The sequence below is a fragment of the Bacillus sp. SSR7 genome (genome assembly GCF_055902415.1).
Map to the genome: position 1 here is coordinate 183,402 of NZ_JBVVXV010000002.1, position 18,264 is coordinate 201,665.

The 18,264-nt window shown below is 37.3% G+C and carries 19 protein-coding genes; 17 read left to right on the forward strand and 2 right to left on the reverse strand.

The genetic code is table 11. The features are described 5' to 3' along the window. Positions 1–26 precede the first annotated feature (26 nt). Entirely contained in the window at positions 27–161 is a 135-nt protein-coding gene (locus AC0NJG_RS04930) for a YqzM family protein (RefSeq protein ID WP_000997609.1), read from the reverse strand. A gap of 345 nt (positions 162–506) precedes the next feature. Here AC0NJG_RS04930 and holA point away from each other — a divergent pair, with 345 nt between their 5' ends. After that, positions 507–1,517, forward strand: a complete 1,011-nt coding sequence (gene holA / locus AC0NJG_RS04935) for a DNA polymerase III subunit delta (protein ID WP_087954265.1) — start codon at positions 507–509, stop codon at positions 1,515–1,517. Positions 1,518–1,600: 83 nt separating this feature from the next. On the opposite strand, the gene rpsT is transcribed toward holA, so the two are convergent. Next, positions 1,601–1,858, reverse strand: a complete 258-nt coding sequence (gene rpsT / locus AC0NJG_RS04940) for a 30S ribosomal protein S20 (RefSeq protein WP_001274011.1) — start codon at positions 1,856–1,858, stop codon at positions 1,601–1,603. A 181-nt stretch (positions 1,859–2,039) separates the two neighbouring features. On the opposite strand from rpsT, the gene gpr reads away from it, so the two are divergent. From gpr to yqfD, 16 genes are all read left to right on the forward strand, one after another. Next, positions 2,040–3,143, forward strand: coding sequence for a GPR endopeptidase (gene gpr, locus AC0NJG_RS04945; protein WP_474062902.1), 1,104 nt, complete (start codon positions 2,040–2,042; stop codon positions 3,141–3,143). Further along, positions 3,143–3,505: a YqxA family protein gene (locus tag AC0NJG_RS04950; protein ID WP_140168608.1), complete on the forward strand. Its 363-nt coding sequence runs from the start codon at positions 3,143–3,145 to the stop codon at positions 3,503–3,505. Before gpr ends, AC0NJG_RS04950 begins: the two co-directional genes overlap by 1 nt. A gap of 210 nt (positions 3,506–3,715) precedes the next feature. Continuing rightward, positions 3,716–5,539, forward strand: a complete 1,824-nt coding sequence (gene lepA, locus AC0NJG_RS04955; RefSeq protein WP_001030953.1) for an elongation factor 4 — start codon at positions 3,716–3,718, stop codon at positions 5,537–5,539. Positions 5,540–5,670: 131 nt separating this feature from the next. Then, positions 5,671–6,045, forward strand: a complete 375-nt coding sequence (locus AC0NJG_RS04960; protein WP_001293546.1) for a winged helix-turn-helix transcriptional regulator — start codon at positions 5,671–5,673, stop codon at positions 6,043–6,045. 52 nt (positions 6,046–6,097) lie between these two features. Next, positions 6,098–7,237, forward strand: coding sequence for a radical SAM family heme chaperone HemW (gene hemW / locus AC0NJG_RS04965; protein WP_087954268.1), 1,140 nt, complete (start codon positions 6,098–6,100; stop codon positions 7,235–7,237). Between the two features lie 133 nt (positions 7,238–7,370). Further along, positions 7,371–8,387: a heat-inducible transcriptional repressor HrcA gene (gene hrcA, locus AC0NJG_RS04970; protein ID WP_061687119.1), complete on the forward strand. Its 1,017-nt coding sequence runs from the start codon at positions 7,371–7,373 to the stop codon at positions 8,385–8,387. 114 nt (positions 8,388–8,501) lie between these two features. Further along, positions 8,502–9,068: a nucleotide exchange factor GrpE gene (gene grpE, locus AC0NJG_RS04975; RefSeq protein WP_087954269.1), complete on the forward strand. Its 567-nt coding sequence runs from the start codon at positions 8,502–8,504 to the stop codon at positions 9,066–9,068. Positions 9,069–9,094: 26 nt separating this feature from the next. After that, on the forward strand, positions 9,095–10,930 hold the full coding sequence (dnaK, locus tag AC0NJG_RS04980) for a chaperone protein DnaK (protein WP_000034700.1): 1,836 nt from the start codon (positions 9,095–9,097) through the stop codon (positions 10,928–10,930). 194 nt (positions 10,931–11,124) lie between these two features. Further along, a complete protein-coding gene (gene dnaJ, locus AC0NJG_RS04985; RefSeq protein WP_439982502.1) occupies positions 11,125–12,237 on the forward strand; it encodes a chaperone protein DnaJ in 1,113 nt (370 codons plus the stop codon). Between the two features lie 28 nt (positions 12,238–12,265). Next, on the forward strand, positions 12,266–13,204 hold the full coding sequence (gene prmA / locus AC0NJG_RS04990) for a 50S ribosomal protein L11 methyltransferase (RefSeq protein ID WP_474062903.1): 939 nt from the start codon (positions 12,266–12,268) through the stop codon (positions 13,202–13,204). A 144-nt stretch (positions 13,205–13,348) separates the two neighbouring features. Beyond that, positions 13,349–14,098, forward strand: coding sequence for a 16S rRNA (uracil(1498)-N(3))-methyltransferase (locus AC0NJG_RS04995; RefSeq protein WP_001190157.1), 750 nt, complete (start codon positions 13,349–13,351; stop codon positions 14,096–14,098). 6 nt (positions 14,099–14,104) lie between these two features. Beyond that, a complete protein-coding gene (gene mtaB / locus AC0NJG_RS05000) occupies positions 14,105–15,457 on the forward strand; it encodes a tRNA (N(6)-L-threonylcarbamoyladenosine(37)-C(2))-methylthiotransferase MtaB (protein WP_000108677.1) in 1,353 nt (450 codons plus the stop codon). A 394-nt stretch (positions 15,458–15,851) separates the two neighbouring features. Next, positions 15,852–16,025, forward strand: a complete 174-nt coding sequence (gene rpsU, locus AC0NJG_RS05005) for a 30S ribosomal protein S21 (RefSeq protein WP_000048061.1) — start codon at positions 15,852–15,854, stop codon at positions 16,023–16,025. 15 nt (positions 16,026–16,040) lie between these two features. Further along, complete coding sequence (locus AC0NJG_RS05010) at positions 16,041–16,484, forward strand: GatB/YqeY domain-containing protein (RefSeq protein ID WP_000054571.1); 444 nt, start codon at positions 16,041–16,043, stop codon at positions 16,482–16,484. 108 nt (positions 16,485–16,592) lie between these two features. Beyond that, positions 16,593–16,886, forward strand: a complete 294-nt coding sequence (yqfC, locus tag AC0NJG_RS05015) for a sporulation protein YqfC (protein WP_000732266.1) — start codon at positions 16,593–16,595, stop codon at positions 16,884–16,886. Positions 16,887–17,062: 176 nt separating this feature from the next. After that, positions 17,063–18,262 carry a sporulation protein YqfD gene (gene yqfD, locus AC0NJG_RS05020; RefSeq protein ID WP_000792484.1) on the forward strand — a complete coding sequence of 400 codons (1,200 nt, stop codon included), beginning with the start codon at positions 17,063–17,065 and terminating at the stop codon, positions 18,260–18,262. Positions 18,263–18,264 lie beyond the last annotated feature (2 nt).

The following is an 18,264-nucleotide window of genomic DNA, read 5'->3' on the forward strand; positions in this document are numbered from 1 at the left end:
AAAAGACTGCCAGTAAGCAGCAGTCTTTAAGAACCGATAAATTTAATAACAGTTGCAATGATGAAAAGTGTTGCGAAAAAACCAAATGAGACGATAAATCCTACCCCTGAATCAATAGCGTCATTGCGTTTACTTTGAACGTTTTGTTCAAAATCATTCATTTAGAATCCCTCCCCAACATTCCACTTTAGTATAAAATATTGTCAGAAAAAAATCTACAATTTCTATATGAAGAGAAATATAGCGTTTTTACTACTTTTAGATCATGAAGTAACGTGAGTTTTTGTTTCCAAGCATGTTAACAGTTGGCACTTATACTCGAATTTTTATTGCGAATAATAAAGGGAAGGTGATTACCGCACACCAATAAGAAACCCGGGGCTTATTGCGTGGCGTTTAATATAAATAAAGGGACGGGTTATATTGCCTGTTCCTTTGTACTTGTAAAACAAAAGCTAGGGCATTAGTATAAATATATATTGCCAAGTTAGGGAGTAGGAAAAAGTATGAGTGATATACATAAAAAGATTAAAAAGAAGCAGTTTGCTCCGTTATATTTACTGTATGGAACAGAAGCGTTTTTTATAAATGAAACGATAAAGCTTATTACAACAGAAGCGCTTGAAGAGGAAGATCGCGAGTTTAATGTTGTGACATATGATTTAGAAGAAGCATATTTAGAAGATGTAGTAGAGGATGCACGTACACTTCCTTTTTTCGGAGAACGTAAAGTGCTATTAATAAAATCACCACTCTTTTTAACTTCACAAAAAGAAAAGTTAGAACAAAATATAAAAATTTTAGAAGAATATATCGGGGAACCTTCTCCCTTTTCTATTCTTGTTTTTGTTGCGCCTTACGAAAAGCTGGATGAACGAAAAAAAATTACAAAACTATTAAAGAAAACAGCGGATGTAGTAGAAGCGAATGCAATGCAAGTGCAGGATGTTCAGAAGTGGATTGTTGCTCGGGCAGATGAAGTGCATGTGCATATTGATCATGCAGCTGTTAGTTTGTTGTTAGAGCTTGTGGGAAGTAATGTAACGATGTTGGCGAAGGAAATGGACAAGTTAACGTTATATGTCGGTATGGGCGGAGACATTACACCGAAACTTGTTGCAGAGCTTGTGCCAAAATCAGTTGAACAAAATGTGTTTGCTTTGACAGAAAAAGTAGTAAAAAAAGATATCGCAGGTGCGATGCAAATTTTGGATGGATTATTTACGCAGCAGGAGGAACCTATTAAATTGCTTGCGTTACTAGTAAGTCAATTCCGTTTACTGCATCAAGTGAAAGAGTTACAGCAGCGTGGTTACGGCCAAAATCAAATTGCGTCCCATATTGGTGTGCATCCATATCGTGTAAAATTAGCGATGAATCAAACGAAGTTTTTCTCTTTTGAAGAATTAAAAAAAGTGATAATAGAATTAGCGGAAGCTGATTATAGTATGAAAACGGGAAAAATGGATAAGAAACTTGTGCTTGAGTTTTTCTTAATGCGGTTAAATCATATGTGATAAAACAAAAAAGTTCACGTGCTAAGAACGTGAACTTTTTTGTATATAAAAAAACGATCCGAATGGATCGTTTTTTAAACGCCTTACGCGTTTACTTGTTTCGCTAAGCGAGATTTTTGACGAGCTGCAGCGTTTTGGTGGATAAGACCTTTACGAGCTGCTTTGTCAAGTTTTTTAGAAGCAGTTTTGAAAGCTTCTTTAGCATTTTCAAGATCGTTATTAGTAACTAAAGCTTCTACAGTTTTAACAGCAGAACGCATGTCAGACTTGATAGAAGCGTTATGTGCACGACGCTCTTCGCTAAGTTTAGCGCGTTTGATAGCAGATTTGATGTTTGCCATACTTTTCACCTCCCTGGTGCAATCGAATGACTCGATTCTTAACATAGAACAAGTGATATTCTATCAAACGGTGAAGAGAATTGCAATAGTATATCTATGAAATTTCACGTAAAGGAAAGAATGACCTTATATAACTTTGGGAAATCTAACGATATTTACTATGAATGACGGAGGAGATACGATGAAAGAACCATTAGATTTAAGTAAATATAGTGTTAGAACGGACCTTGCTGTAGAGGCGCATCAAATACTGCAAGAGCGTCAAGAAGAGCAAAAAGGGATACAAGGCGTTATTGTAAAAGAGAGGGAAGAAGAAGGTATTACCATTACAAAAGTTACAATTGATGAAGCTGCCTCTGAATCGATGGGTAAAAAACCTGGAAATTATTTAACGCTTGAAGTGCAAGGTATACGTCAACAAGATACGGAGTTGCAACAAAAAGTAGAGCGTATTTTTGCAAAAGAATTTTCTTATTTCTTAGAAGAGGTTGGCGTTACGAAAGAAGCGAGTTGTTTAATTGTTGGTCTTGGAAATTGGAATGTAACGCCGGATGCGCTTGGACCGATAGTTGTAGAAAATGTATTGGTAACGAGACATTTGTTTCAATTGCAGCCTGAAAGTGTAGAAGAAGGGTTTAGGCCTGTTAGTGCAATTCGGCCGGGGGTAATGGGGATTACAGGAATTGAAACTAGCGATGTTATTTATGGAATCATTGAGAAGACAAAGCCAGACTTTGTCATTGCAATTGATGCATTAGCTGCTCGTTCTATTGAAAGGGTAAATAGTACGATACAAATTTCTGATACAGGAATTCATCCTGGATCGGGTGTTGGGAATAAACGTAAGGAACTCAGTAAAGAAACATTAGGTATTCCTGTTATCGCAATTGGTGTTCCGACTGTGGTGGATGCCGTTTCGATTACAAGCGATACAATTGATTTTATTTTGAAACATTTTGGACGGGAGATGAAAGAAGGAAACAAACCTTCCCGATCTTTGTTACCGGCTGGTTTTACATTTGGAGAAAAGAAAAAATTAACAGAAGAGGATATGCCGGATGAAAAGAGCCGGAATATGTTTTTAGGTGCTGTAGGTACACTGGAAGATGAAGAGAAGAGAAAATTAATTTATGAAGTGTTATCTCCTCTTGGTCATAATTTAATGGTGACCCCAAAAGAAGTGGATGCCTTCATAGAGGATATGGCAAATGTAATAGCAAGTGGTTTAAATGCAGCGCTGCATCATCAAATTGACCAAGATAATACAGGAGCATATACACATTGATGGGAAGTGAGGATAATCATGTAAGCCGCTTTTGGCTTTTATGTATATGTAGTGTGGCTATATGCTTACTTATGGTAATAGCGGGGGTGGCACTTGCAAATCATGGATTGAAAAGTATGAAAGGTTATCAGCAAATGTCGTATGAACAAATCGCTCATATGACAGGAACAAAAGGTGAGGCTGCTGAATCAGAAACTTTGGAAGGTTCGTTTTCCGCTACTGAAAAACAAAAACAATTAGAAAGCTTAAAAAGTTTTAATATTGTAGAAGGAATGGGTATGGCGATAGCAAGCGTTGCCTACGAAATAACAAAGTTTGGAACAGATATAGTTGTTGGGAAAGTAAAAGGGATTTTTAGTTAAGAGTCAAACGGAGGACGGTTGTTTTACAGGTTTGTAAGACAGCCGTTTTTTAATTTGAAAAAGGTTTGTCTCTTATGGTTTGTTCGCATAAGATATAAATAGAATGATTTGTATTGTAAGCAGCACGAGTTTTCATTGAATCTTTGCTGCTCTATTGATATAATCAGTGCTAGTGTATATTGGCGAGACTATTAGGAGTTGAGAACATAGATGAACAAAGAAGAAAGAGCAAAAAGACAGTCCAAAATTCGTAATTTCTCTATCATTGCTCATATTGACCACGGAAAGTCAACGTTAGCAGACCGTATTTTAGAGAAAACAAACGCGTTAACACAACGTGAAATGAAAGCTCAGTTGCTTGACTCTATGGATTTAGAGCGTGAGCGTGGTATTACAATTAAATTAAACGCAGTACAATTAAACTATAAAGCAAAAGACGGCGAAGAATATATTCTTCACTTAATTGATACACCAGGACACGTCGACTTTACGTACGAAGTATCTCGTAGTTTAGCGGCTTGTGAAGGTGCGATTCTTGTAGTAGATGCAGCGCAAGGTATTGAAGCGCAAACGTTAGCGAACGTATACTTAGCGCTTGATAACAATTTAGAAATTTTACCGGTTATTAATAAAATTGACTTACCAAGTGCAGACCCAGAGCGTGTACGCCAAGAGGTAGAAGATGTAATTGGATTAGATGCATCAGAAGCTGTACTTGCTTCGGCAAAAGCTGGGATTGGTATCGAAGAGATTTTAGAACAAATCGTTGAAAAAGTGCCAGCACCAACAGGTGATTCAGAAGAACCGTTACAATGTATGATCTTTGACTCTTTATACGATCCATACCGCGGTGTAATTGCGTATATCCGTGTTGTAAATGGAACGGTAAAAGTTGGAGATAAAGTACGCATGATGGCAACTGGAAAAGAATTTGAAGTAACAGAAGTAGGTGTATTTACACCGAAAACTACGCAACGTGACGAGTTAACAGTAGGTGATGTAGGTTTCTTAGCAGCATCGATTAAAAATGTTGGTGATACACGCGTTGGTGATACGATTACACACGCGAAACGTCCGGCAGCTGAGCCGTTAGCAGGTTATCGTAAATTAAACCCGATGGTATTCTGTGGTTTATATCCAATTGATTCTGCACGTTACAATGACTTACGTGATGCGTTAGAAAAATTAGAGTTAAACGATTCTGCACTTGAGTTTGAACCAGAAACATCACAAGCGCTAGGATTTGGTTTCCGTTGTGGATTCTTAGGACTTCTTCATATGGAAATTATCCAAGAGCGTATTGAACGTGAATTTAAAATTGATTTAATTACAACAGCGCCAAGCGTTATTTATAAAGTATTCTTAACGAATGGTGAAGACATGATTGTCGATAACCCGTCTAATATGCCGGATCCACAGACAATTGATCGTGTTGAAGAGCCATTTGTTAAAGCAGCAATTATGGTTCCGAATGACTATGTTGGAGCTGTAATGGAAATTTGCCAAGGTAAACGCGGAACGTTTATTGATATGCAATATTTAGATGAAACGCGTGTTACATTGACATATGAAATTCCATTATCAGAAATCGTATATGACTTCTTCGATCAGTTGAAATCAAATACGAAAGGATATGCATCATTTGATTATGAGTTAATTGGTTACAAACCATCTAAACTTGTGAAAATGGATATTCTTTTAAATTCTGAGCAAGTCGATGCTCTATCATTTATCGTACACCGTGATTCAGCGTATGACCGTGGTAAAGTAATCGTAGAAAAATTAAAAGAATTAATTCCAAGACAGCAGTTCGAAGTGCCAATTCAAGCGACGATCGGAAACAAAGTTGTAGCGCGTTCTACAATTAAGGCGATGCGTAAAAACGTACTTGCGAAATGTTACGGTGGTGACATTTCTCGTAAGCGTAAACTTCTTGATAAGCAAAAAGAAGGTAAAAAACGTATGAAGTCTGTTGGTTCTGTAGAAGTACCGCAAGAAGCATTCATGGCTGTACTGAAAATGGATGACAACTAATATTTGGAATAAAAAAAGAAGTCGTTTATGCGGCTTCTTTTTTATGTATAATTACTTTTTAGACATCTGAGTAGCTCTCATTTACAATAGTGAGAGAGCTTTTTAGTTCATATAGAGTTAGGAGTTTGTTAATGTCCGAAAATATTCGAAAAGATATTCAAGAAAAAATACAAAATGGCAATTTTAATTGTGAAAAGGAATTGACGCTTTCTATTATTAGTGGAAAGTGGAAAGTTGTAATATTGTGGCATCTTGGTGTGGAAGGGCCTCATCGTTTTAGTGAATTACAGCGATTATTTCCGAGCATTTCTCATAAAGTTTTGTCAAACCAATTAAAAGAGTTAATGGAAGATGGGATTGTTGATCGAACAGTATACCCAGAAATTCCTCCGCGAGTGGAATATTATATGACGGAATTAGGCATGTCGCTTTTACCAATCGTTGAAATGATGTATGATTGGGGAAAAATGCGAATGGAACAAATTCGTAATACGTTAGAGAAGTAAAAGAAGCCTCCCGAGCGCGGAGGTTTTCTTTTTAGAAAGGTAGGAGTTATTTTTGGTGCAAGCTGCATATATTCATATTCCGTTTTGTCAGCATATTTGTCACTATTGTGATTTTAATAAAGTGTTTATTGAACGCCAGCCGGTCGATCAATATTTAGAGTATTTAGAGAAAGAAATAATCAATACAGTTCAAAAGGTACCGTTTGATAGTATGAAAACGATTTTTGTTGGCGGGGGAACTCCAACAGCATTAAATATGGAACAGACAAAGAAATTATTAGATATTATAAATCGTCGTTTACGTCCGTTTGCCCCGAATTGTGAATTAACATTTGAAGCGAATCCAGGTGATTTGCCGAAAGAGAAATTAAATGTATTGCTAGAAGGTGGAGTGAACCGAATTAGTTTTGGTGTGCAAACATTTCGAGATGAATTACTTGAGAAAATTGGACGCAAGCATACGAGAGAAGATGCGTTTGTAGCAATTAGAGAAGCGCAGGAAGTGGGCTTCAAAAATATAAATGTAGATATTATTTATGCTTTGCCAGGACAGACGATAGAAGATGTAAAAGAAACGTTACATATTGCTTTTACGCTTGGTGTACAACATTTCTCTGCATATTCATTAATTGTGGAACCGAAAACTGTGTTTTATAACTTAATGAATAAAGGGAAATTAAGACTTCCAGGTGAAGACCATGAGGCGAAAATGTACGAAATGGTAATGGATGAAATGGAGAAACACGGCTATACCCAGTATGAAATTAGTAATTTTTCAAAAGGTAATAATGAAAGTAGACATAATCTCACATACTGGAATAATGAAGAGTATTATGGATTTGGAGCTGGAGCGCATAGTTATGTAAATGGAGAACGTATCCAAAATGTAGGGCCGCTCAAGCAATATTTCAATAAGATCGATGAAACCGGATTTCCGTATTTAGATGTTCATGTGGTGACGGAGAAAGAAAAAATGGAAGAAGAGTTGTTCTTAGGACTCCGAAAAACAAAAGGTGTATCTAAAATAGCGTTTCAAAAGAAATTTAATATGGAAATGGATCAAGTTTTCGCGAAGCAGTTACAAAACAACCGAGAACAAGGATTGCTTGAAGAGAGCGATGGATATGTTCGTTTAACGCGAAAAGGAAAATTATTAGGGAATGAAGTATTCCAATCATTTTTGATTGACTAATTAAATGTTCCATTAACGTGAAAAAGTTTCATTATTTCGTGACGTTTCCGTTGACAATTGAATGTCAATTTTGGTAAGTTATTAATAGATTTAGCACTCGAAGACAAAGAGTGCTAACAGAGGTGATGATGAGATGCTTACGGAACGTCAGCTCTTAATTTTACAAACAATTATTGATGACTTTATTGGATCAGCGCAACCTGTTGGGTCAAGGACGTTGGCTAAAAAAGATGAAATTACATTTAGTTCAGCTACTATACGAAATGAAATGGCTGATTTAGAGGAACTAGGATTTATTGAGAAAACGCATAGTTCTTCTGGACGTGTCCCTTCTGAAAAAGGATACCGATTTTATGTAGACCATCTTTTAGCGCCGCAAAACTTACCGAAAGATGAAATTGTACAAATTAAAGATTTATTTGCTGAAAGAATTTTTGAAGCTGAAAAGATTGCACAACAATCGGCTCAAATTTTATCAGAGCTTACAAATTATACGGCCATTGTTCTTGGACCGAAGTTAAGCACAAATAAACTTAAAAACGTACAAATTGTTCCGCTTGATCGTCAAACTGCAGTCGCTATTATTGTAACGGATACAGGGCATGTACAAAGCAAAACGATTACCGTTCCGGAATCTGTTGATTTATCAGATTTAGAAAAAATGGTTAATATTTTAAATGAAAAGCTATCGGGCGTACCAATGTCGGAACTCCATAATAAAATCTTTAAGGAGATTGTTACGGTATTGCGCGGGTATGTTCATAATTACGATAGTGCAATAAAAATGTTAGATGGTACATTTCAAGTTCCTTTATCGGAAAAGATATACTTTGGAGGAAAAGCAAATATGCTTTCGCAACCAGAGTTCCATGACATTCACAAAGTAAGATCCTTGCTGACAATGATTGATAACGAAGCTGAGTTTTATGATATTTTGCGTCATAAACAAGTAGGTATTCAAGTGAAAATTGGTAGGGAAAACTCTGCGACAGCCATGGAAGATTGTAGTTTGATTTCTGCAACATATTCGATTGGAGAAGAACAGCTTGGAACAATTGCTATTTTAGGTCCGACAAGAATGCAATACTCTCGGGTAATTAGTTTATTACAGTTATTTACGAGACAATTTACAGATGGACTTAAAAAGTAAATAAGAGTAATACATTCGCTCAAGTGATGAACTTTTCATTGCTGTGTGTAATATATAATGCTTAGGTAATTGTGTTTAACATAGTACCTAATACCTTTTAAGGAGGTGAATATTGTGGAAGAGCGTAACGAACAAGTGGTAGAAGAAGTAAAAGAAGCGCAAGTTGAAGAAGCTGTCACGCCAGAAAACAGTGCAGAAACTGTAGAAGAAAAAAGTGAGGCTGCTCTTTTACAAGAAAAAGTAGATGAGTTACAAGTGAAACTAACGGAAACGGAAGGTCGCACATTACGTCTACAAGCTGATTTTGAAAATTATAAGCGTCGTGTCCAAATGGATAAACAGGCTGCTGAAAAATATAGAGCACAAAGTCTAGTTTCAGATATTTTGCCAGCTCTTGATAATTTTGAAAGAGCGATGCAAGTGGAAGCAACTGATGAGCAAACGAAATCCTTGTTACAAGGTATGGAAATGGTGCATCGTCAATTGCTAGAAGCGTTGAATAAAGAAGGTGTTGAAGTGATTGAAGCTGTTGGTAAACAGTTTGATCCTAATGAACACCAAGCTATTATGCAAGTGGAAGACAGTGAATTTGAATCAAATGCGGTAGTTGAAGAATTCCAAAAAGGTTATAAACTAAAAGACCGTGTGATTCGCCCATCAATGGTAAAAGTAAATCAATAATTTACATAAAAGTAGGAGGATTCGCCATGAGTAAAATTATCGGTATTGACTTAGGTACAACAAACTCTTGTGTAGCTGTTATGGAAGGTGGAGAGCCAAAGGTTATCCCAAATCCAGAAGGAAACCGTACAACACCTTCTGTTGTAGCTTTCAAAAATGAAGAGCGTCAAGTTGGGGAAGTTGCAAAGCGTCAAGCAATTACAAACCCAAATACAATCATGTCTGTTAAACGTCATATGGGTACAGACTACAAAGTAGAAGTTGAAGGTAAAGATTATACACCTCAAGAAATTTCTGCAATCATTTTACAAAACCTAAAAGCTTCTGCTGAAGCATACTTAGGTGAAACAGTAACGAAAGCTGTTATTACAGTACCTGCATACTTCAACGATGCAGAACGTCAAGCAACGAAAGATGCTGGTCGTATCGCTGGTTTAGAAGTTGAGCGTATCATTAACGAACCAACAGCAGCAGCGCTTGCTTACGGTTTAGAGAAACAAGATGAAGAGCAAAAAATCTTAGTATATGACTTAGGTGGCGGTACATTTGACGTATCTATCCTTGAGTTAGCAGACGGAACATTCGAAGTTATTTCAACTGCTGGTGACAACCGTCTTGGTGGAGATGACTTTGACCAAGTTATTATTGACCACTTAGTAGCTGAGTTCAAAAAAGAAAATAACATTGATTTAAGCCAAGATAAAATGGCACTTCAACGTCTGAAAGATGCAGCTGAAAAAGCGAAAAAAGATCTTTCTGGTGTAACACAAACACAAATTTCATTACCATTCATTAGTGCTGGAGCTGCTGGTCCATTACACTTAGAATTAACATTAACAAGAGCGAAATTCGAAGAGCTTTCAGCAGGTCTTGTTGAAAGAACATTAGAGCCAACTCGCCGTGCATTAAAAGACGCTGGTTTTGCTCCAAGTGAATTAGATAAAGTTATCCTTGTTGGTGGATCTACTCGTATCCCAGCTGTACAAGAAGCTATTAAACGTGAAACTGGTAAAGAACCATATAAAGGTGTAAACCCGGATGAAGTTGTAGCATTAGGTGCTGCAGTTCAAGGTGGCGTACTTACTGGTGATGTAGAAGGCGTATTATTATTAGACGTAACTCCACTTTCTTTAGGTATTGAAACTATGGGTGGCGTATTCACGAAATTAATTGAGCGTAACACTACAATTCCAACAAGTAAGTCACAAGTATTCTCAACAGCTGCTGATAACCAACCAGCAGTAGACATTCACGTATTACAAGGTGAGCGTCCAATGTCAGCTGACAACAAAACATTAGGTCGTTTCCAATTAACAGACCTTCCACCAGCACCACGTGGTATTCCACAAATCGAAGTAACATTCGATATTGATGCGAACGGTATTGTTAACGTACGTGCGAAAGATTTAGGAACAAGCAAAGAGCAAGCTATTACAATCCAATCTTCTTCAGGTCTTTCTGATGAAGAGGTAGAACGTATGGTACAAGAAGCAGAAGCAAATGCTGACGCTGACCAAAAACGTAAGGAAGAAGTTGAACTTCGTAACGAAGCTGACCAACTTGTATTCCAAACTGATAAAGTTGTAAAAGATTTAGAAGGTAAAGTGGATGCGGCTGAAGTTGCAAAAGCAACAGAAGCGAAAGAAGCATTACAAGCTGCGATTGAGAAGAACGAGCTTGAGGAAATCCGTGCGAAAAAAGATGCTTTACAAGAAATCGTACAACAATTAACTGTTAAATTATACGAGCAAGCTCAAGCAGCTGCAGGGCAAGCAGAAGGTGCACAAGGAGCACAAGATGCTGGCGCGAAGAAAGACAATGTAGTAGACGCTGAGTTTGAAGAAGTAAAAGAAGATAAGTAATAATAAATAAGTAAGATGACAAAAAGTCAAAGTCAAGCGTGCCTTGGCTTTGGCTTTTTTCACGAATGAGAAGGAATGTGTGAGGGTCTTAAGTTTTTTACTTTGCATACTGTAAGTGAGGAAACTTTGTTGCAAAGCACTTTCTTTCGGTGTTAAAATTACGTTTATGTGAAAGATTCGGGGGTTGTAAATTTATGAGTAAACGAGATTATTATGAGGTCCTTGGACTTAGCAAGGGTGCTTCAAAAGATGAAATAAAAAAAGCGTATCGTCGTTTGGCTAAAAAATACCATCCAGACGTAAGTAAAGAAGAAAATGCAATTGAAAAGTTTAAAGAAGTACAAGAAGCATACGAAGTATTAAGCGACGACCAAAAGCGTGCGCAATATGATCAATTTGGTCATGCTGGTGCAAATCAAGGTTTCGGTGGCTTTGGCGGAGGAGACTTCGGCGGTGGCTTCGGTTTTGAAGATATCTTTAGTTCATTCTTTGGCGGCGGTGGCGGCAGACGTCGTGATCCAAATGCTCCGCGCCAAGGTGCTGACTTACAATATCAAGTCACTTTAGATTTTGAAGAAGCGATTTTTGGTAAAGAATTAAATGTCGAGATTCCGGTAGAAGATCCATGTGATACTTGTAAAGGTAGCGGGGCAAAACCAGGAACTTCAAAAGAAACATGTAAACATTGCTCAGGATCAGGGCAAGTAAGTGTAGAACAAAATACACCATTTGGTCGTATCGTAAACCGTCAAGCTTGTGGTCATTGTTCAGGAACTGGTCAAATGATTAAAGAAAAATGTACGACATGCCACGGTTCTGGTAAAGTACGTAAACGTAAAAAAATCAACGTTAAAATTCCAGCGGGTATCGATAATGGTCAACAAATCCGTGTATCTGGAAAAGGTGAAGCGGGCGTAAATGGCGGACCGGCAGGAGATTTATATGTTGTTGTTCATGTAAGAGATCATGAATTCTTTGAACGTGAAGGAGATCACATTATTTGCGAAATGCCATTAACATTCGCGCAAATGGCACTTGGTGCTGAAGTGGAAGTTCCTACTGTTCATGGTAAAGTGAAGCTGAAAATTCCAGCAGGAACACAAACAGGAACAGAATTCCGCTTAAAAGGGAAAGGTGCTCCGAACGTACGTGGATATGGTCAAGGAGATCAATATGTAGTCGTTCGTGTTGTTGTACCGACGAAATTAACTTCACATCAAAAAGATTTATTGCGTGAATTTGCGGGACAAGAAGAGCAGGATGATAGTTTATTCGGAAAGCTTAAACGTGCTTTCAAAGGGGAATAATGGAAATAAAAAATGGAGTTGGTAAATTGTGAAATGGTCAGAAATTAGTATTCATACAACAGAAGAAGCAGTAGAAGCTGTCTCTCATATTTTACATGAGGCTGGTGCTAGTGGAGTTGCAATTGAGGATCCAGCAGAGTTGACGAAAGAGCGCGAGCAACAATATGGTGAAATTTATGCATTGAACCCAGATGAGTATCCGGCGGAAGGTGTATTAATAAAAGCATATTTCCCGCAAACGGATTCTTTACATGAAACGATTGCAGGTGTAAAATCATCTATTGATGTGCTTCCATCTTACGACATCGAAATTGGTACTGGAAATATTACCGTTAACGAAGTCAATGAAGAAGATTGGGCTACTGCTTGGAAAAAATATTACCATCCAGTACAAATTTCTGATACATTCACAATTGTGCCGACTTGGGAAGAATATACACCATCTTCTCCGGAAGAAAAAATTATTGAATTAGATCCGGGTATGGCATTTGGAACGGGAACTCATCCGACAACAACGATGTGTATCCGTGCTTTAGAAAAAACAGTACAGCAAGGTGATACTATCATTGATGTAGGAACAGGTTCTGGTGTACTGAGTATTGCAGCAGCAAAATTAGGTGCGTCTTCTGTTCAAGCATATGATTTAGATCCGGTTGCGGTTGAAAGTGCAGAAATGAATGTGCGTTTAAATAAAACAGATGATATTGTATCTGTTGGACAAAATAGTCTTTTAGAAGATATTGAAGGTCCTGTTGATTTAATCGTAGCTAACTTATTAGCAGAAATTATTTTATTATTCCCTGAAGATGCAGCGAGAGTTGTGAAGTCAGGCGGATTATTTATTACATCGGGCATTATTGCTGCGAAGGAAAAAGTAATTTCTGAAGCGCTAGAAAAAGCTGGATTTACAATTGAAGAAGTGTTACGAATGGAAGATTGGGTAGCAATTATTGCACGAAATGCGTAATATAGATTTTAGTCTATAATGAAAAGGGGAGTCTCTCACTATAAGGTGAGGGACTTGCCGTTTGTTATATGAAAAATGATAACGTTTCGTTCTTTTCGTAAGTATTGGCTTACGAAAGGAACGAAACTCTACTAAGGTGATTATATGCAACGTTATTTTGTAGAAGAGAAATATGTAAATGAGACAAGTATTCGCATTGTAGGTGATGACGTCCATCATATCGCAAGAGTAATGCGTATGTCAGCTGGAGATCACATTTATTGCTGTGTAAACGGAAAAACAGCCGTATGTTCAATTGATGAAATTACCAGTGAATTTATTAATACGGCTATTGTAGAATGGGTAGAGGCGTCAAGTGAACTTCCTGTTTTCGTGACGATTGCAAGTGGACTGCCGAAAGGAGACAAGCTAGAGTTAATTTTTCAAAAAGGAACTGAGCTTGGGGCAGCTGCATTCTTACCATTTCAAGCATCTCGCTCTATCGTAAAATGGGATGCAAAAAAAGCTGATAAAAAAGTTGAGCGTTTAAGAAAAATTGTGAAAGAAGCTGCGGAACAATCACATAGAAGTGAAATTCCAGAAGTACACGCCCCAGCATCGTTTAAACAATTGCTGTCAATGAGTGGTGAGTATGATGTTTGCCTTGTTGCTTACGAAGAGGAAGCGAAACAAGGGGAGAAATCTAATTTTGCGAAAGCTTTAACGATGATGAAACCAGGTCAAAAGTTATTGATTGTATTTGGCCCAGAAGGCGGTTTGGCTGAGGAAGAGATTACAGCGCTTCGTGAACATAAATTTGTACCATGTAGTTTAGGACCAAGAATTTTAAGAACAGAAACGGCGCCGTTATACGCGTTAAGTGCTGCTTCGTATCATTTTGAATTGATGGGGTGATGATCAATGTCAACTGTTGCGTTCCATACGTTAGGTTGTAAAGTAAACCACTATGAAACAGAAGCCATTTGGCAATTGTTTAAACAAGGTGGATATGAAAGAACTGAATATGAAAAGAAAGCTGATGTATATGTTATTAATACATGTACAGTAACGAATACGGGGGATAAGAAAAGTCGTCAAGTTATTAGACGTGCTGTTCGTCAAAACCCAGATGCGGTTATTTGTGTAACAGGATGTTATGCACAAACATCTCCAGCGGAAATTATGGCGATTCCAGGTGTAGATATTGTAGTTGGTACACAAGATCGTGAAAAGATGTTAGGATACATCGAAGAATTCCGTAAAGAGCGTCAGCCAATTAATGCTGTGCGTAACATTATGAAAACACGTGTATATGAAGAACTTGATGTACCTTACTTCACGGACCGTACACGCGCATCTTTAAAAATACAAGAAGGTTGTAATAACTTCTGTACATTCTGTATTATTCCTTGGGCGCGTGGTTTAATGCGCTCTCGCGATGGGAAAGAAGTTATTAAACAAGCGCAGCAATTAGTAGATGCAGGCTATAAAGAAATCGTATTAACAGGTATTCATACAGGTGGGTACGGTGAAGATATTAAAGATTATAACTTAGCTGGATTACTTCGTGATATGGAAGCGGAAGTAGATGGATTAAAACGTCTTCGTATTTCTTCTATTGAAGCGAGTCAGATTTCAGATGAAGTAATTGAAGTGTTAGATAAGTCTGAAGTAGTTGTACGTCACTTACACATTCCGTTGCAATCTGGATCTAATACTGTATTAAAGCGTATGCGTCGTAAGTATACGATGGAATTTTTCCAAGAGCGCTTAGATCGTTTGAAAGAAGCGTTACCAGGTCTTGCGATTACATCAGACGTAATCGTTGGTTTCCCAGGTGAAACAGAAGAAGAATTCATGGAAACATACAATTTCATTAAAGAGAATCGCTTCTCTGAGTTACACGTATTCCCGTACTCAAAACGTACAGGAACACCTGCAGCGCGTATGGAAGATCAAGTTCCTGAAGATGTGAAGAATGATCGTGTTCACCGTTTAATTGAACTATCTAATCAATTAGCGAAAGAGTATGCATCACAGTTTGAAGGAGAAGTACTTGAAATTATTCCAGAAGAACAATTTAAAGAGGGTGACCGTGAAGGCCTATATGTAGGTTATACAGATAACTACTTGAAAATTGTATTTGAAGGATCAGAAGAATTAATCGGTAAACTAGTGAAAGTAAAAATCACAAAAGCTGGTTATCCATATAACGAAGCGCAATTTGTTCGTGTCCTTGAAGATGATGTGAAAAAGGAATCAGCAAGCGCATAAAGTGAAACTTTAATCAGCGTGGGATTCATTTCCCGCTGATTATTAGCCCGCGCCAATCGGGATAAAAAAGCATGCAAACGGAAACGATTTGCATGCTTTCTTTTTTAGTGGAGAAGTTAAGTACTGAAAATGTACGAAATGAGTAGTTGTTTCGTACGTTCCTGCATGAAAAAAAGTGTAATGACAAAAATATAGTTGCCTTCAGGGGAAAGGATAGCAGCTATCTGTATAGTTTTTGAAAAAGGAAGAGCATCTATTCTTCTTTTATTCTGCCAAATAGTTGACCTGAAGTGATAAAATGTATTATAATCGTAAAAGACATGCTGAAGAAGTGTTTCTTTTTGCATGCTGAAGTTAGTATGTAAGTGTGATGTTTCGGAGGGAGGGAAAGAGAATGTCAAAAACAGTCGTTCGTAAAAACGAGTCTTTGGAGGATGCACTTCGCCGTTTTAAAAGATCGGTTTCTAAAACTGGTACACTTGCTGAAGCAAGAAAGCGCGAGTTTTATGAAAAACCAAGTGTAAAACGTAAGAAGAAATCTGAAGCGGCAAGAAAGCGTAAATTCTAAGAGAGGGTGTAAGTTATGAGTCTTCTCGGTCGTTTAAACGATGATATGAAACAAGCGATGAAGAATAAACAAAAAGAAAAATTAACCGTCATTCGTATGGTTAAGGCTGCTTTACAAAATGAAGGTATTAAACTACAGCATACTCTTACTGAAGAAGAGGAACTAACAGTTTTAGCTCGTGAAGTAAAACAGCATAAGGACTCCCTCCTTGAATTTAAAAAAGCTGGTCGTGAAGACCTTGTTAATAAACTGCAAAGTGAAATTCAGATTTTAAGCGCATATTTGCCGGAGCAATTAACGGAAGAAGAGCTAGTTGATATAATCAAGCAAGTTATTTCTGAAGTTGGTGCGACTTCTAAAGCAGATATGGGTAAGGTGATGACTGCTGTTATGCCGAAAGTAAAAGGTAAAACAGATGGATCGCTTGTGAATAAGCTGGTTATCCAGCTATTAGCATAAAAAAACGTCTCATTTCGTATGAGACGTTTTTTTATGCTTTTTTTCAGTTTGGACGTGATATTACAAGCTCTTTTTTCATACATATGGGATGAGAGGGGGTCTTTTGGGATGAAAAAATTAGAACAAATGAAGAATTGGTTAACGAAGCAAATAGACCTGCCAGTGGATGTGCTAATGGATCTACCTCGGATCACGCTTGTTGGGCAAGTGCATATCTATATAGAAAATCATCGAGGTTTATTAGTGTTTTCAGATAAAGAAGTAAGATTGTTGTTAAAGCATGGTCAGTTATTAATTAAGGGGCAGTCCTTTGTTATTAAAACAATCCTTCCGGAAGAACTTTTGCTTGAAGGGATAATTGAGCAAGTGACGTTTTTAGAAGACGAACAGAAAGAGAAGTAAGGGAAACTTCCGTATGTGAAGTTTTTCTTCTTTATTCTAATGATTTGCCCCTACTATGTAGTTTATCCCGCTATTTATGGAAAATAAAACTCTTTATTTCATTTTCGTACGAGCTATTTTGCTAATTAAAGTGAAAAGTAGTGTGTCTACTTTTGGAAAGGTAGTGAAGGTAGTAGATGAAAAATAAATGGTTTATAAAGTGGCTTGGATATGTAAAGGTACGAATTGAAGGTAGAGGAGCGGAACGGTTCGTTAACGAATGTGTGCGTAGAAAATTATTAGTTTGGGACGTTAAGAAAATCGCTGATGAAACGTTAGTCTTTTGTATGCTATTACGAGATGTGAAAAAAATAAAGCCAATTTATAGAAAAAATGAGTGTAAACTATATTTTATTGGGCGTTACGGTTTTCCTTTTTGGAATAAGCGCCTAATTAAAAATAGTGGATTCTTAATTGGGTTTTTAATTTTCTTTTTTGGTATGATTGCATTATCGAATATGGTTTGGAAAATTGAAATTACAGGAGCGAAACCTGAAACAGAATATATATTGATGAAAGAATTGGACAAAATGGGTATTAAAAAAGGAAAATTACAATTCCAAATGCCTAGTGTAGAAGATGTACAACGTCATTTGACGGACAATATTAATGCGATTACTTGGGCAGGACTAGAAGTAAGGGGAACGACGTACCATTTTAAAATTGTTGAAAAAAATGAGCCGAAAAAAGAAAAGGAACAAAGGCCGCAAAATTTAGTGGCAAAAAAAGAAGCGATTGTTACAAAAACATTTGTTGAAGTTGGAAAACCAGTCGTTTTAAAAAATGATCATGTAGAAAAAGGGCAGCTTCTCGTATCAGGGATATACGGTAATGAGGAGAGTCCAACGATTGTTTCGGCGAAAGGTATTGTATATGGAGAAACGTGGTACACATCTGAGGTGAATGTACCACTCAAGACGCAATTTCAAGTATATACTGGTAATACGTATAATGAGCATTATCTTACATTTGGGAGTACGAAAATAAAAATATGGGGATTTCAGCATGATAAGTATAAGCGCTCCCGTACGGAAAGTGTAAAACATGATGTGAAATTATTTGGTTTTACACTGCCGATTGCATATGAAAAAGATATAGTGCGGGAAGAGGAAGAGGCGAACCGAGAATATACAGAAAAACAGGCAATGAAAGTAGCGAAAGAAATGGCTGAAAAAGAACTAAAGAAAAAATTGGATGAACATGCTATGATTGTAAGTGATAAGATTTTGAGTAAAGAGGTTGAGGCGGATCAACTAAAAGTCACTTTGCATTATACTGTGATTGAAAATATTGCAGAGCCACAACCGATATCCGAATCCGATATTCAAGGAGACTGAGT